4 protein-coding genes are annotated in these 17,520 nt (G+C 75.0%); all 4 read left to right on the top strand.

Translation table 11 applies throughout. From position 1 onward, the window contains the following. Window positions 1-47: 47 nt before the first annotated feature. Genes ACIP8W_RS14555 through ACIP8W_RS14570 form a run of 4 tightly spaced genes read left to right on the top strand, consistent with a single transcriptional unit; the run spans window position 48 to window position 17,489 of the window. Window positions 48-308: an acyl carrier protein gene (locus ACIP8W_RS14555; RefSeq protein WP_401955641.1), complete on the top strand. Its 261-nt coding sequence runs from the start codon at window positions 48-50 to the stop codon at window positions 306-308. Beyond that, on the top strand, window positions 305-16,249 hold the full coding sequence (locus ACIP8W_RS14560) for an amino acid adenylation domain-containing protein (protein ID WP_402203173.1): 15,945 nt from the start codon (window positions 305-307) through the stop codon (window positions 16,247-16,249). Before ACIP8W_RS14555 ends, ACIP8W_RS14560 begins: the two co-directional genes overlap by 4 nt. After that, on the top strand, window positions 16,246-16,455 hold the full coding sequence (locus ACIP8W_RS14565) for an MbtH family protein (protein ID WP_401955643.1): 210 nt from the start codon (window positions 16,246-16,248) through the stop codon (window positions 16,453-16,455). Before ACIP8W_RS14560 ends, ACIP8W_RS14565 begins: the two co-directional genes overlap by 4 nt. A 23-nt stretch (window positions 16,456-16,478) precedes the next feature. Further along, a complete protein-coding gene (locus tag ACIP8W_RS14570; RefSeq protein ID WP_401955644.1) occupies window positions 16,479-17,489 on the top strand; it encodes a TauD/TfdA family dioxygenase in 1,011 nt (336 codons plus the stop codon). The last annotated feature ends 31 nt before the right edge of the window (window positions 17,490-17,520 follow it).

Here is a 17,520-nt window from a genome sequence, read left to right on the forward strand (position 1 = left end):
GTACCGGCCTCCCCACCACCTCCCCCTTTTCGTAAGGAAATACCGCCATGACCACTGGCTCCCACGACGCGCGCAGCTGGCTCACCGAACGGGTGGCGACCTATCTGCGCCGCTCCCCGCAGGACATCGACACCACGATGCCGCTCGCCGACTACGGTCTGGACTCGCTGACCGCGCTGGCCATCACCGCCGACATCGAGGACGAGTTCGAGGTCGCCGTCGACTCCGCGCTGGCCTGGGACCATCCCACCGTCGACGCGCTGGCCGGGGCCCTGGACAAGCTGCTCGGCGCGCGGGCGGAGGCATGAGCGTGAACCTGTCGCAGAGCTCCACGGGCCTGCCGCTGACGGCGGCCCAGCACGGCATATGGGTCGCCCAGCGCCTCGGCGCCGACGCCGCGCTCTACAACTGCGGAATCCGCTTCGACGTCCCCGGCCCCGTCGACCGCGCCCTGCTCGCCGAGGCGGTCCGGCGTACCGTCGACGAGACCGACGCCCTGCGCGTCCGCCTCCACGACAGCGGCGACACCGCCGTCCAGTACCTCGACCCGTCGGTCCGGGGCGAACTGGAGTACGTCGACCTGACCGGCGAGGCCGACCCGGCCGCCGCCGCGCGCACCCGCGTCGACGCCGACCAGGCCCGGCCGCTGTCCCCGAGCGGCGGCCCCCTGTTCGGACACACCCTGCTGCGCCTCGGCCCCGACCGGCACTGGCTGCACTTCCGCTACCACCACATCCTCCTCGACGGCTACGGCCAGGTCCTGTACTGCCGCCGCCTGCTGGAGACGTACACCGCGCTCGCCGCGGGGCGGGAACCCGCCGTCCGCTCCTTCGGCACCCTGGCCGAGGTCCTCGCCGAAGAGGGCGCCTATCTCGGCTCCGCCCGCCACGAGCGCGACGCCGCCTACTGGCGCGACGCCTTCGCCGACCTGCCCGACTCCACCGAACTGGGCACCGGCGCCACCGGACTCGCCCCCAGCCTGCCCAGCGCCACCGCCCGGCTGCCCCGGGAGACCGCCGCCCGCCTCGCCGCGATGGCCGGCTCCCGCTGGTCCCTCCCGGTCATCGCCGCGATGGCCGCCCACACCCACCGCGTCACCGGCGCCCGCGACGTCCTGGTCCGCGTCTTCATGGCGGCCCGGCTCAGCCCGCACGCCCTCGCCACCCCGGCGATGCTCGTCAACGACGTACCCCTGCGCCTGTCCGTCGACGGCGCCACCACCTTCACCGCCCTCCTCGACCAGGTCACCGCCCGCCTCACCGAGGCGAGCCGGCACCAGCGCCACCCCCAGGACGCGCTGCGCCGCGACCTGTCCGCCGCCGCGCACCCCGGCACCCTCGGCGGCCCGTCCGTCAATGTGCTGTCCTTCGCCGCCACCCGGCTGCGCTTCGGCCCCGTCCTCGCCGAGGCCCACCAGCTCGCCTCCGGCGCCATCCAGGACCTCGCCCTGCACGCCTACGGAGACCCCGGCGCGAGCGACGGCATCGAGATCGCCGTCAACAGCCACCCCGGCCGCTTCACCCCGGCCACGGCCGCCGTCCACCGCGACCGCTATCTGCGCCTGCTCACCGAGGCCACCGCCCGCCCCGACCTGCCCCTGGGCACCCTCGACCTGCTCGACGGGGCCGAGCGGGAGCGGTTCCAGCGCCGTAACGAGGCCACCGCCCGCCCCGCGGACCCCCGTACCCTGCTGGAGCTGTTCGCGGCACAGGACCCCGACGCGGAGGCGGTGTCCTGCGCCGGCGAACGACTCACCTACGGCGAACTGAACGCCCGCGCCAACCGCCTGGCCCACGGTCTGCTGCGGGCCGGCGTCGGCCCCGAGTCCCGGGTCGCGGTCCGGCTGCCCCGCTCCACCGACCTGATCGCCGCCCTCTGGGCCGTCCTCAAGACCGGCGCCGCCTATGTGCCCGTCGAGACCACCTACCCCGCCGAGCGCATCGCGTACGTCCTCGCCGACTCCCACGCCTCCTACGTCATCGACGAGGACACCGTGCGCACCCTCGGCGCGGGCGCGCCCGACACCGACCCCGGCGTCCGGGTGCGCGGCGACAACGCCGCCTACGTCATCTACACCTCCGGCACCACCGGCCGCCCCAAGGGCGCCGTCGTCACCCACGCCGGCATCGCGAACATGCTGGCCTGGATGCAGGACGAGTACCGCCTCACCCCCGCCGACCGCGTCGTCCACAAGACCCCGATCGGATTCGACGTCTCGGTGTGGGAGGTGTTCTGGACCCTCACCCGGGGCGCCACCCTCGTCGTCGCCCGCCCCGACGGCCACCGCGACCCCGGCTACCTCGCCCGGCTCGTCGTCCAGGAGCGGGTCACCGTCATCCACTTCGTGCCCGCGATGCTCGGCCCCTTCCTCGACGAGTACCGGCCCACCCCCTCCCTGCGCATGGTCAGCTGCGGCGGCGAGGCCCTGCCCCCGGCGCTCGCCGACCGCTTCCACCGCGAGTGCGCCGCCCGGCTGCACAACTCGTACGGCCCCACCGAGTTCTCGGTGACCGCCACCTCCCATGCCTGCGCGCCCGGCACCGCCCTCACCATCGGCACCCCCACCCACAACTCCCGCGCCTATGTCCTGGACCCGGCTCTGCGCCCCGTCCCGGACGGCGTCACCGGCGAGCTGTACCTCGCCGGTCTCCAGCTCGCCCGGGGCTACCTCGACCGGCCCGCGCCCACCGCGGAACGGTTCGTCGCCGACCCCCACGGCCCGGTCGGCACCCGGATGTACCGCACCGGCGACCTGGTGCGCCGACGCCCCGACGGCGACCTGGAGTTCGTGGGCCGCGCCGACGACCAGGTCAAGATCAACGGCCAGCGCGTCGAGCCCGCCGAGGTCGAGGCCGCCCTCGCCGCCGTCCCCGGCGTCGACCAGGCCGTGGTCCTCGTCCACGACACCGCCGCCGACGCCCGGCAGCTCGTCGGCTACGTCACCGGCACTCCGCGGACCGACCCGCGCGCCCGGCTCGCCGCACACCTGCCCGCGCACCTGGTGCCGGTCCAGGTCTTCACGTTGGAGGCCATCCCCCTCACCCCCAACGGCAAGGTCGACCGCCGCGCCCTGCCCACCCCCGCCTCCGAGCGCGCCGCAGCGGGCCGGGCCCCCGCCGCCGGAACCGAGACCGTTCTGCACTCCCTCGCCGTCGCCCTCCTCGGCGACCCCGGACTCGGCGCGGACGACAACCTGTTCGCCCACGGCGCCGACAGCATCCACGCCATCCAGCTGGTCAGCCGCGCCCGCCGGCACGGCCTGGCCCTCACCCCGCAGGACGTCTTCGACCATCCCACCGTCGCCCGCCTCGCCGTCCTCGCCGTCGCCACCGACAGCGCCGCGCCCGTGGCCGACGACCCGGTCGGCGACCTCCCCGCCACCCCGATGGCCCGGCGCCTCGCCGCCCGGGGCGGCCCCACCGCCGGATACGCCCAGTCCCTGCTGCTCACCACCGCCCCCGGGCTCGGCCGTGACCGGCTGAGCGCCGCCCTCCAGACCGTCCTCGACCGCCACGACGCCCTGCGCCTGCGCGGCGCCACCATCCGCCCGGCCGGCACCGTACGCGCCGAGGACTGCCTGACCTTCGCCCCGGACGAGGACATCGCCCGGCACAAGGAGACCGCGCGCGCCGCCCTGCGGCCCGAGGACGGGGCCGTGTTCCGCGCGGTCCGCTTCGAGGCGTCCCAGCGGCTGCTGCTGGTCCTGCACCACCTCGTCGTCGACGGCGTGTCCTGGCGCCTCCTCCTCGCCGACCTCGCCGAGGCGCTCACCGCCGACGCGCCCGTGCTCTCCCCGCGCGGGACCTCCCTGCGCGGCTGGGCCGCCCGCCTCACGGACCTCGCCGCCGCCCCGGCGACCCAGGCCGAACTCCCCTTCTGGAAGGGGCTGCTGGCCGCCCCCGAGCCACCGCTCGGCGCCCGCCCCCTCGACCCGGCGCGCGACACCCACGCCACCGCCCGCACGCTCACCGTCACCCTGCCGGCCGCTCTCACCACCACCCTGCTGACCACCCTGCCGGCCGCCCACCGCGCCACCCCCGACGACATCCTGCTGGCCGCGCTGTCGGCCGCCGTCCAGCGCCACCGGGGCGCCGGGGACGTCCTGGTCGACCTCGAAGGCCACGGCCGCGACCACCTGCCCGACGGCGTCGACATCGCCACCACCGTCGGCTGGTTCACCCGGATCCACCCCGTCCGCCTCGCCGCGGGCACGGCGACCGGGCCCGCGCTGATCCGGCGTACCAAGGAGGAGCTGCGGGCCGTCCCGCACGGCGGCCGCGGCCACGACCTCCTCGGCCTGTCCGGCGCCGAGGACCTCTCCGCCGCCGGACAGCCCCGGCCCCAGATCGCCTTCAACTACCTGGGCCGCCTCGACGAACACGCCCTCGCGGGCTGGCGGCTCGCCGACGGCGCCGGAGCCGTGGAACTCCTCACGGACCCCGCCCTCGCCCTCACGCACATCCTCCAGATCGACGCCCACGTCCGCGACGGCGAGCTGACCGCCGTGTTCACCTACCCCGAGGGCGTGCTCGCCCCCGCCGCCGTCCGCGCCCTCGCCGACGCCTGGACCGGCGCCCTCGCCGAACTCGCCCCCCACACCCGGGGCTCCCTCACCGTCTCCGACGTCCCCCTCGTCCGCATCACCCAGGACGAGCTGGACCGCTTCCGGGGCGCCGCCGACGTACTGCCGCTCTCCCCGCTCCAGGAGGGGCTGCTCTTCCTCGCCCTGTACGAGCCGGAGGATCCGTATGTCGGCCAGCTCGTCCTGGAGATCGACGGCGGCTTCGACCGCGCCCGGATGCGCGCCGCCGCGAACGCGCTGACGGCCCGCCACCCCCAGCTGCGGGCCGCGTTCCGCTCCCGCTCGGCGGGCGCCCCCGTCCAGGTCGTCCCCGCCGAGGTCGACATCCCCTGGGAGGAGCGCCCCGACGAGGAGCTGGAGACCTTCCTCGCCCGCGACCGGGCCCGCGGCTTCAGCGTCGTACGGCCGCCCCTGCTGCGCTTCACCGCGCTCGGCGACCGGCTCGTCGTCACCCACCACCACCTGCTGCTGGACGGCTGGTCGCTGCCGCTGCTGGTGCGCGAGCTGTTCGCCCTCTACGGCGGCGAGGCGCTGCCCCCGGCCTCCCCCTACCGCGACTACCTGGCCTGGCTCGCCGACCAGGACCACACGGCCACCGCCGAGGTGTGGCGGGAGCGGCTCGCCGGGCTCGCCGCGCCGACCCTGTTGGCCCCGGCCGGCGCCGAAGCCCTCGGCCACGGCGTCCACGAGGCCGTCCTGAGCGAGAGTGCCACCCGCGAGCTGACCGCGTTCGCCCGCGCCCACCGGCTCACCCTCAACACCGTCGTCCAGGGCGTGTGGGCGGTGCTCCTCGGCGCCCTCACCGGACGGGACGACATCGTCTTCGGCGCCACCTCGGCGGGCCGCCCCCCTGAGCTGACCGGCGCCGAGTCGATGATCGGCCTGTTCGTCAATACTCTTCCGGTACGGGTACGGCTCACCCCCGGCGAACCGCTGACCGCCCTGCTGGCCCGCCTCCAGGACGAGCAGCGCGCCCTCCTGCCCCACCAGCACGCCTCGCTCGCCGGGATCACCCGGGCGGGCGGCCACGAGACGCTGTTCGACACCGTCATCGCCTTCGAGAACTACCCCATGGAGACCGGTATCCAGGCCGGCGGGCTGCGGCTGGCAAGCGCCGGACTGGTGGAGCACACCCACTACCCGCTCACCCTCTCCGTCTTCCCCGAACCACGGCTGCGGCTGCGGTTCGCCCACCTCGCCGGGGTCCTGGACACCCCCGCCGTCACCCGCCTCGCCGCCCTGCTCACCGAGGCACTCCAAGCGGTCGGACCCAACACCCCGGCCGCCGGCCCGGCCCGGGTCACCGAGGCCGACCGGCTGCTCATCACCGGCACTCGCGGCGCCCCGGCGGACCACACGGCACCCGCGCGGGACACCCCCGCCGACGCGGCGCCCCGCTCCGCCGAGGAGGCCACGCTGTGCGCGATCGTCGCCGATGTCCTCGGTGTCGAACACGTCGGCGTCGACGACGAGTTCTTCGCCCTCGGCGGCACCTCCATCCTGATGATCCGCCTCGTCCACCGGGTCCGCGACGAGTTCGGCGTCGACCTGTCCCTGCGCGACCTGTTCGCCGCGCCCACCGTCGCGGGCGTCGCCGCCCGCCTCGCCGGGCTCGCCCCGCAGGCCCGCGGCATCACCGCGGGCGAGCGCCCCGCCCGGGTGCCCCTGTCGTTCGCCCAGGAACGCATGTGGTTCCTGCAACGCCTCCAGCGCGGCACCGGCACGTACAACATCCCGCTGCGGATCGGCCTCAAGGGCGCCCTGGACGCCGACGCCCTCGGACACGCCCTCGCCGACCTGGTCGCCCGCCACGAGGCGCTGCGCACCGTCTACCCCGAGGACGCCGAGGGCCCCCACCAGGTCGTCCTGGCCCCCGACACGCCCTTCACCATGGAGCGCGCCCGGGACAGCGCCCCCGACCTCGCCGCCAGCGCCGCCCAGCCCTTCGACCTCACCCGGGACGTGCCGCTGCGCGCCTCCCTCTACGAGACGGGGGAGCGGGAGTACATCCTGCTGCTGGTCGTCCACCACATCGCCGCCGACGGCGCCTCCCTGCGCCCCCTCGCCGAGGACATCACCACCGGCTATATGGCCCGCAGCGCGGGACACGCCCCCGAGTTCCCCGAACTCGCCGTGCACTACCCGGACTTCGCGCTCTGGCAGCGCGACACCCTGGCCGCCGAGCTGCCCCGGCAGATCGACTACTGGAAGCAGACCCTGGACGGGCTGCCGCCCGAGGTCACCTTCCCCGGCGACCGGCCCCGCCCGGCCGTCGCCAGCCACCGCGGCGGACACGTCGAGTTCCCCGTCCCGCCCGAGCTGTACCAGCGGATGCTGACCCTGGCCGGGAAGACCCGTACCACCCCGTTCATGATCCTCCAGGCCGCGGTCTCGCTGCTGCTGACCCGGCTCGGCGCGGGCGAGGACATCCCGCTCGGCGGCGTCATCGCCGACCGCCCCGACTCCGTCCTCGACGACGTGGTCGGCGTGTTCATCAACACCCTCGTCTACCGCTTCGACACCTCCGGCGACCCCTGCTTCGAGGACCTCCTCGTCCGCGTCCGGGAGACCGGCCTGGCCGCCTACGCCCACCAGGGCGTCCCCTTCGAACGGCTGGTGGAGGAGCTGAACCCGGAGCGCTCCCGCTCCCGGCACGCCTTCTTCCAGGTCATGCTGGCCTGGCTGGACCTCACCGAGGCCCGCTTCGACCTGCCCGGCCTGCACGCCGACCCCGGCCCGGTCACCAGCGGCACCGCCAAGTTCGACGTCCACTTCGACTGCCACGTCCACGAGGACGGCGGACTGCTGTGCCGCCTGGAGTACGCGAGCGACCTCTACGACCGGCGCACCGCCGAGAGCTTCGCCACCCGCTTCGTCCGCGTCCTCGACGCCGTCACCACCGACCCCCGGCTGCGGCTGTCCGAGGTCGACGTCCTCGGTGCCGCCGACCGTGACCGCGTCCTGCGCGGCTGGAACGCCACCGACACCGGCTTCGCCGACGGGCGCACCCTCGCCGGACTCCTCGACGCCCAGGACCCCGACGCGCAGGCCGTGTGCTTCGAGGACGAGCGCGTCACCTACGGCGAGTTCACCACCCGTGTCAACCGCCTCGCGCACGCCCTGCGCCGCCGGGGCGTGGGCCCCGAGTCCCGGGTCGCCGTCATGCTGCCGCGCTCCGTCGACCTGATCGTCGCCCTGTGGGCGGTCCTCAAGGCCGGCGCCGCCTATGTGCCCATCGACACCGGCTACCCCGCCGACCGCATCGCCTACATCCTCGCCGACTCCGGCGCCACCCTCCTCGTCTCCGACCGGGACACCGACGGCTTCGAACGGCTCGCCCCCGACGCCGGCGCGGACGAACCCGGCACCGACCCGGGCGTATCCGTCCACGGCGGCAACGCCGCCTACGTCATCTACACCTCCGGTTCCACCGGCCGCCCCAAGGGCACCGTCAACACCCACGAGGGCATGGCCAACCGGCTGCGCTGGATGCAGCACGACCACCACCTCACCCCGGCCGACCGGGTCCTCCAGTCCACCCCGGTCAGCTTCGACGTCTCGGTGTGGGAGGTGTTCTGGACCCTGGCGTACGGCGGCACCCTCGTCGTCGCCCGCCCCGACGGGCACCGCGACCCGCGCTACCTGGAGCGGCTGATGCGCGAGGAGTCCGTCTCCGTCGTCCACCTCAGCTCCTCCATGCTCGGCGCCTACCTCGCCGAGACCCGGCTGCCCGCTTCGGTGCGCATGGTCGTCTCCGGTGACGAGGCGCTCCCCGCCGAGCTGGTCCGCCGGTTCCACCAGGACACCGACCGCGCCGAACTGCTCAACATGTACGGCCCCACCGAGGCCGCCGTCGACGTCACCGCCTGGTCCGCGCCGCCCGGCACCGAGACCGTGCTGATCGGCCCGCCCGTCGCCAACACCCACACCTACGTCCTGGACGCCACCCTCGCCCCGGTCGCCCCCGGCGTGCCCGGCGAACTGTACGTCGAGGGCGTCCAGCTGGCCCGCGGCTACCTCGACCGGCCCGCCCTGACCGCCGAACGGTTCGTCGCCAGTCCCTACGGCCCGCCCGGCTCCCGCATGTACCGCACGGGCGACCTCGCCCGCTGGAACACGGACGGCGCACTGGAGTATCTGGGCCGCGCCGACAACCAGGTCAAACTGCGCGGCTTCCGGGTCGAGCTGGGCGAGATCGAGGACGCCCTCGCCGACCACCCCGACGTCGCCCAGGCCGCCGCCGCCGTCCACGGCCAGTGGCTCGTCGGCTACGTCGTCCCCGCCGACCCCCACGTCCCCGTCGACGCCGACGCCGTACGCGAACGGCTCGCCGGCCGGCTGCCCGAATACATGGTCCCGGCCCAACTGGTCCCGCTGGAGGCGCTGCCGCTCACCCCGAACGGCAAGCTCGACCGCCGGAACCTCCCGGTGCCCGACCTCGACCGCACCGCCGGACGCGCCCCGCGCACCCCGCAGGAGGAGATCCTGTGCGGGCTGTTCGCCGACGTCCTCGGCCTGCCCGAGGTCTCCGCCGACGACGACTTCTTCGCCCTCGGCGGCCACTCCCTGCTGGTCACCCGGCTCGCGAGCCGCATCAGGGCCGCCTTCGACACCGACCTCGAACTGTCGGTGCTGTTCGAGGCGACCACCGTGGCCCGCCTCGCCGCCCGGCTCTCCACCGGCGCCCGCCCCGGCCGTACCGGCGTCACCGCCCGGCCGGACACCGGACGGCTCCCGCTGTCGTACGCCCAGGAACGCCTCTGGTTCCTGCACCGCTTCGAAGGGCCCTCCCCGACCTACAACCTGCCCGTCGCGCTGACCCTGACCGGGGAGCTGGACACGGACGCGCTCGCCGGGGCCCTCGGGGACCTGGCCCGGCGGCACGGGACACTGCGGACCGTGTTCGCCGAGGACGGCGACGGGCCGTACCAGGTGATCCTGGACCCGGTGCCCGAGCTGACCGTGGAACGCGCCGAGGCCGGCACCCTCGACGCGCTGATCGCCGACCGGGTCGCCCGGCCGTTCGACCTCGCAACCGACCACCCGCTGCGCGCCACCCTCTTCACCCACGCCGACGGTGCGCACGTACTGCTGCTCGTCCTGCACCACATCGCCGGCGACGGCGCCTCCATGCTCCCGCTCGCCCATGACCTCACCGAGGCGTACGCCGCCCGCACCCGGGGCGAGCAGCCCGCCTGGGCGCCCCTGCCCGTGCAGTACGCCGACTACGCCGTCTGGCAGCGCCGCACCCTCGGCACCGCCGACGACCCCGACAGCCAGCTCGCCCGCCAGCTGGAACACTGGCGCACCGCACTCGCCGGTGTGCCCGAACAACTGGAGCTGCCCTTCGACCGGCCCCGCCCGGCGCTGCCCAGCCACCGCGGTGACACCGTCACCTTCACCATCGCTCCCGAGGTCCACACCGTCCTGCTGCGGCTCGCCCGCGACCAGCACGCCACCGCGTTCATGGCGGTCCACGCGGCCCTCGCCACCCTGCTGCACCGGCTCGGCGCCGGCGACGACATCGTCGTCGGCTCCCCGATAGCCAACCGCACCGACGACGCGCTCGCCCCGCTCATCGGGTTCTTCGCCAACAGCCTGGTCCTCCGCACCGACCTGGCCGGAGACCCCGGCTTCACCGAGGTGCTGCGCCGGGCGCGCACCGCCGACCTGGCCGCCTACGCCCACCAGGACGTGCCGTTCGAACGGGTCGTGGAGGCCGTCAACCCGGCCCGCTCCACCGCCCGCCACCCCCTCTTCCAGACCAGCCTCAACTGGAACGGGGCCGACCAGCAGACCGCCCTCGACCTCGCCGTCGACCTGCCGGGACTCACCGCCGCCGTAAGGCCGGTGGCCTCGCCCGCCGCCAAGTTCGACCTGTCCTTCTTCCTCACCGAGCGGCCCGAGGGAGGGGTGAACGGTGTCCTGGAGTTCGCCACCGACCTCTTCGACCACGCCTCCGCCCGCCGTATCGCCGACCGCTTCACCACACTGCTCGCCGCCGTCACCGCCGAACCGGAGCGCCCGGTAAGGGAGTTCGACATCGTCGGCGACGACGAGCGGCGGCTGCTCGCCCAGTGGAACGACACCGCCCACGAGGTGCCGCACACCACCCTCACCGATCTGATCGAGGCCCAGGTAGCCCGTACCCCCGACGCGGTCGCCGTCGTCCACGCGGACACCGCGCTCACCTATGCCCGGCTCGACGAGCGGGCCGACCGGCTGGCCCGCCACCTCGCCGCCCTCGGCGCCGGACCCGAACGGTACGTCGCCGTCATGCTGCCGGTCTCCGAGGAGATCCCGGTGACCCTGCTGGGCATCCTCAAGACCGGCGCCGGCTACCTCCCGCTGGACCCGGCCCACCCGGCCGACCGGCTCGCCTTCATGCTGGACGACATCGCCCCGGTCGCCGTCGTCACCACCGCCGACCAGGCAGGACTGGTGCGTACCCTCACCGACGCCCCGGTGGTCCTGCCCACCGACCCGGCCACCACCGCCCCGCCGCTCCTGGTCGAACGGCGCCCGGAACACGCCGCGTTCGTCATCTTCACCTCGGGCTCGACCGGCCGCCCCAAGGCCGTCGTCGTCGAACACCGCTCCCTGGTCGCCTATCTGGCCTGGGCCGCCCACGAGTACACGGCCGTGCGCGAACGCGTCCTGGTGCACTCCCCGGTCGCCTTCGACCTCACCGCCACCGGCCTGTTCGCCCCGCTCACCCGCGGCGGCACCGTCGAACTGGTCCGCTGGAGCCCGAGCGGCCCCGACCCGGAGGCGGCCGTCACCCGGCCCGCCTTCGTCAAGGCCACCCCCAGCCACCTCCACCTGCTCGGCGCGGTCCCCGAGGAGTACTCGCCCGAGCGGCAGCTCGTCCTCGGCGGCGAATCCCTCCTCGGCGACGTCCTCGACGCCTGGCGCGCCCGGCACCCCGGCGTGACCGTCCTCAACGAGTACGGCCCCACCGAGACCACCGTCGGCTGCACCCTGTTCCGCATCGCCCCCGGCGACCCGCTGCCCTCCGGCGTCATCACCATCGGCACCCCCGCCTGGAACACCCGGGTGTACGTCCTCGACGCCCTGCTGCGCCCCGCCCCGATCGGCACCGCGGGCGAGCTGTACGTCGCCGGGGACCTCGTCACCCGTGGCTACCACGGACGCCCCGGCCTCACCTCGGGACGCTTCGTCGCCGACCCCCACGGCCCGGCGGGCACCCGGATGTACCGCACCGGGGACCTGGCCCGCTGGACCGCCGCCGGACGGCTCGAATTCGTCAGCCGCGTCGACGACCAGGTCAAGATCCGGGGCTTCCGCATCGAACTCGGCGAGGTCGAGGCCGCCCTGACGGCGCGCCCCGGCATCGACGCCGCCGCCGTCGTCGTACGCGAGGACCGGCCCGGCGACAAACGGCTCGTCGCGTACGTCGTCCCCGCGCCCGGCACCCCCGCCGACCCCGCCGCCTGGCGCGCGGCGGCGGCGAGCGCACTGCCCGACTACATGGTCCCGGCCGCCTTCGTGGCCCTGGAGACACTGCCGCTGACCGGCAACGGCAAGATCGCCCGCGCCGCGCTGCCCGCTCCGGGCCGTACTGCCGCCGAAGCCGGCCGGCCGCCCGCCGAGGGCGCCGAACGGGCCGTCGCGGAGATCTTCGCCGAACTCCTCGCCACCCCCGAGGTCCCCGCGGACGGCGACTTCTTCCGGCTCGGCGGCCACTCGCTGCTCGCGGCCCGGCTCGTCAACCGGATCAGGACCGACTTCGGCGCCGAACTCTCCCTGCGGGACCTCTTCGACCACTCCACGGTCGCCGGGGTCGCCGCCCTCCTCGACCGGGGCGGGCCCGCCCGCGCCGCCCTCGTGGCCGGACCGCGCCCGGACCGGCTGCCGCTGTCGGCGGCCCAGCGCCGGATGTGGTTCCTCGACCGGCTCGACGGCCCCTCCGAGACGTACACCATCCCCGTCGTCCTCCGCCTCACCGGCCGTCTCGACCCGGACGCCCTGCGCGCCGCCCTCGGCGACCTCACCCGCCGCCACGAGGTGCTGCGCACCCTGATCGCCGAGGACGCCGACGGCCCCCACCAGGTCGTCACCGACACCGCGCCCTCCTTCGCGGTCGTCCCGTGCGCCCCCGGCGACCTCGCCGCCGCCGTGGCGGAGGAGGCCCGGGTGCCGTTCGCCCTGGACCGCGAACTCCCTCTGCGCACCACCCTGTTCACCAACGGGGAGGACGAGCACACCCTGCTCGTCCTGGTCCACCACATCGCGGGCGACGGCAGCTCCATGGGCCCCCTCGCCACCGACCTGTCCACCGCCTACGCCGCCCGCCTGACCGGCCGCGCCCCCGACTGGGAGCCGCTGCCCGTGCAGTACGCCGACTACGCCCTGTGGCAGCCGGAGCCCACCGCGGCCCTGCTCGGCCACTGGACCGGACGGCTCGCCGGCCTCCCCGAACAACTGGAGCTGCCCACCGACCGGCCCCGGCCGGCCGTCCTGTCCCACCGCGGGGGCACCGTCGTCTTCACCGTCCCGGCCGCACTGCGCACCCGCGTCGAAGCCCTCGCCCGGGGCCGGGGCGCCAGCGCCTTCATGGCGCTGCACGCCACCCTGGCCACCCTGCTGCACCGGCTCGGCGCCGGCGACGACATCGTCATCGGCACCCCCGTCGAGGGCCGCCCCGACAGCGCGCTGGAACACCTCGTCGGCCTGTTCGTCAACACGCTCGTCCTGCGCGCCGACACCTCGGGCGACCCCACGTTCGAGGTGTTCCTGGACCGGGTCCGCGCCGCCGACGTCCTCGCCTACGACCACGCCGACCTGCCGTTCGAGCAGCTCGTCGAGGCCCTCAACCCGGTACGCTCCCGCTCCCGGCACCCCCTGTTCCAGGTGATGCTGACGGTCAACCAGGAGGGCGCCCCGCCCACGCTGCCCGGACTGCGCACCACCGTCGAGGACATCCACGGCGACCGCGCCAAATTCGACCTGTCCCTCACCCTCACCGAACACCGGGGCGGCTGGAGCGGCACCGTCGAGTACGCCGCCGACCTCTTCGACCGCGCCACCGCCGAGAGCGTCGCCGGGCGCTTCCACCGGCTGCTGCACGAGGTCACCGCCGACCCGGCCCGCCCGCTGCACGCCCTGCCGCTGCTCACCGCCGCCGAACGGGACCGGATCGAGGCCCGGCGGACCGGTGCCGCCCGCCCGGTGCCGCCCACCACCCTGCCCGACCTCTTCGAGGCGCAGGCCGCCCGCACCCCCGACGCCCCGGCCGTCGCCGCGGACGGCACCACGCTCACCTACGACGCCCTCAACCGCGCCGCCAACCGGCTCGCCCGGCACCTGGCCGCACGGGGCGCAGGACCCGAGACCGTCGTCGCCGTCGTCCTGCCCCGCGGCGTCGACGTGGTCGTGGCGCTGCTCGCGGTCCTCAAGACCGGCGCCGCCTATCTGCCCGTCGACCCCGCCAACCCGCCCGCCCGCGTCGACGCCCTGGTCGCCGACGCCGGCGCCCGTACCGTCCTCACCCAGGAGGCCCTTACCGCCGTACCCGCCGCACTGCCCGACGACAACCCGCCGCGCGACCTCCACCCCCGCCAGGCGGCCTACCTCATCTACACCTCGGGATCGACCGGCCGCCCCAAGGGCGTCGTCGTGGAGCACGGCGCGCTGAGCGCCTACCTCCACGAGGCCGTACGCCTCTACCCGGCCGCCGCCCGTGACTCCCTGGTGCACACCTCGCTCGCCTTCGACATGCCGGTCACCACCCTGTTCACCCCGCTGATCACCGGCGGCCTGGTGCGGTTCGGGGAGCTCGACGAGGACACCCGCGCCCCCGCGCTCCTCAAGGTGACCCCGAGCCACCTGCGGCTCCTGGAGACCCTCCCGGACACCGCCTCCGACGCCACCGACCTGGTCATCGGCGGCGAGGCCCTCGACGGCACCGCGCTCCAGGCATGGCGCGACCGCCACCCCCGGGCCACCGTGCTCAACGAGTACGGCCCCACCGAGGCCACCGTCGGCTGTGTCGTCCACCGCATCGGGCCCGACGACGACGTGGTCACCGGGCCCGTCCCGATCGGCGTCCCGGTCGGGGGTGCCCGTGTCCATGTCCTCGACGACCACCTCCGGCCCGTCCCCGACGGCGTCTGGGGCGAGCTGTACCTCGCCGGACCCCAGCTCGCCCGGGGCTACGCCGGCCGGCCGGGACAGAGCGCGGAACGGTTCGTCGCCGACCCCTACGGCCCGCCCGGCAGCCGGATGTACCGGGTCGGCGACCGGGCCCGCTGGAACCGCGCCGGAATCCTGGAGTACGCGGGCCGTGTGGACGACCAGATCAAGATCCGTGGCTACCGTGTCGAACCCGGCGAGGTGGAGACGGCCCTGACCGTCCTCCCCCCGGTCGCCCGCGCGGCGGTGATCGCCCGCGAGGACCGGCCCGGCGACCAGCGGCTCGTGGCCTACGTGGTCCCGAGCGACCCGCACGCCCCGGACCGTCCCGCACCCGAGGAGCTCGCCGCCCACCTGCGCGAGCAGCTCACCGCCACCCTCCCCGCCCACCTGGTCCCCGCCGCGTTCGTCGAGATCGACGAGATACCGCTGAACGCCAACGGCAAGCTGGACCGCCGCGCCCTGCCGGCCCCGCCGGACCTGGTGCCCGGCGGCGGGCGGGCCCCGCGCACCGCGCGGGAGGCGGTCCTGTGCGAGCTGTTCGCGGAGACCCTCGGGGTGGCCTCGGTCTCGCCCGAGGACGACTTCTTCGTCCTCGGCGGCCACTCCCTGCTCGGCGCCCGGCTGATCGCCCGGATCCGCGCCGAACTCGGCGCGAAGGTCTCCGTACGCACCCTGTTCGAGGCATCCACCCCGGCCGGCTTCGCCCGCCACCTCGACGGGGACCCCGCCGAACGCGCCCACGAGGACCTCGACGAACTGGCCACACTGCTGCCACTGCGCAACACGACGGCCACCGGCGTCCCCCTGTTCTGCATCCACACGATCGGCGGCCTCGGCTGGCGCTATGCCGCCCTCGGCCCGCACCTCGACGAGGACACCCCGCTGTACGCCATCCAGGCGACCGGCCTCGACGGCACGGGCGAACTGCCCGCCACCATCGCCGAGATGGCGGCCCAGTACGTCGCATTCGTGCGCGCCGTCCGCCCCGTCGGCCCCTACCGGCTGCTCGGCTACTCGCTCAGCGGCCTGGTCGCCCACGAGATGGCCGTCCAACTGCGGGAGGCGGGCCAGGAGGTCGAGGCGCTCATCCTGCTCGACACCCGCCTGGAGCGCCCCGACACCGAACCCACCGAACAGGAGCTGCGCGACGACGTCACCTTCGCCAAGGAGGCGCCGGTCCTGCTCACCCCGCGCCTGCGCGCCAACCTGGTCCGCGTCGGCGTCAACAACCGCCGGATCGGGCTGCGCCACACCCCCCGTACCTACGACGGAGACATCCTGCTCTTCCGCGCCACCCGGCCCACCACCCCCGACGACCCCCTGCTCGACCCCGAAGCCTGGCGGTCCCACGTCACCGGGCACATCGAACGCCACGACCTCGACGCCGTCCACACCGACCTGGTCAACGGCGCCCACGCCGTGGCCGTCGGCCGCACGGTCGCCGCTCTGCTGCGTACGCGCGAGGCGGACCGCCGCCCCGCCCAGGAAAGGAACACCGAGACCTCATGACGAACCCCTTCGAGACCCCCGACGCCACCTACCGGGTCCTGACCAACGACGAGGGCCAGCACTCCCTGTGGCCGGACTTCGCCGAGGTCCCGGCCGGCTGGGGGACCGCCTTCGGCCCCGGCGACCGTGCCGCCTGCCTGGAGTACATCGAGCGCGAGTGGACCGACCTGCGCCCCAAGAGCCTTGTCGAGGCCATGGAAGCGTGACGGAACGAAAGGGAGAGACGCACGTGAGCAGCGTTGAAGTGATACCCCGCCCCGTCCCGGCGGACCACCCCGGCGACGCGGACGGCACCGTCCGCCCCGCCGCCGGGGAGCAGGCCGGCCTCGGCCGGGTCGCCACCGCACTCCTGGACCGGGCCGGCGACCGCGTCGACGACCCGGTCTGGGTCGGGCACGCCCGGCACGCCTGGGAGGACGTCCCCGCCGGACTCCGGCGCCGGATAAGGGAGTTCCGCAGGTACTCGGGGCCCGACGGCGCCCTCGTCCTGCGCGGACTGCCGATCGGCGCGGCGGAGCTGCCCGACACCCCCCGGGTGAAGGGCTCGGTGCAGTACGCGCCCGCCCTGCCCGCCGCCACCCTGCTGCTCTTCGCGGCGGGCCTCGGCGACCCGGCCGCGTTCGCCGCCGAGAAGTCCGGCGCCCTGGTCCAGGACGTGGTCCCGGTCCCCGGCCAGGAACAGGTCCAGGGCAACGTCGGCTCGGTCGAACTCACCTTCCACACCGAGAACGCCTTCCACCCCCACCGCCCCGACCACGTCATGCTGCTGTGCCTGCGCGCCGACCACGAGGGCGTGGCCGAACTGCGCACCAGCTGCGCCCGGCGCGTCCTGCCGAAGCTGACGCCCGCCACCCGCGCCGCCCTGGCCCGCCCCGAGTACGTCACCCAGGCCCCGCCCTCCTTCGGGCTCGACGGCTCCGGCACCGCCCACGCGGTCCTCACCGGCGACCCCGCCGACCCGGACTGGTGCTTCGACGAGGCCGCCACCCGGGCCGTCACCGACGAGGGGAGGAGCGCCCTCGCCGAACTCGCCGAGGTCGCCCACCGCACGTACTCCGGTGTCCTGCTGCGCCCCGGCGACCTGGCGATCGTCGACAACCGGGTGACCATGCACGGCCGTTCGGCGTTCACCCCGCGCTACGACGGCCGGGACCGCTGGCTCCAGCGCACGTTCGCCTTCACCGACCTGCGCCGCTCCCGGGACCACCGCCCCGACGACGGAACGGTCCTGGCCAAGTGAGACCCGCAGAACGCCGCGCCACGGCGCTGAT

Origin of the sequence: Streptomyces sp. NPDC088554, from assembly GCF_044752945.1 — a bacterium.
GTDB lineage: Bacteria > Actinomycetota > Actinomycetes > Streptomycetales > Streptomycetaceae > Streptomyces.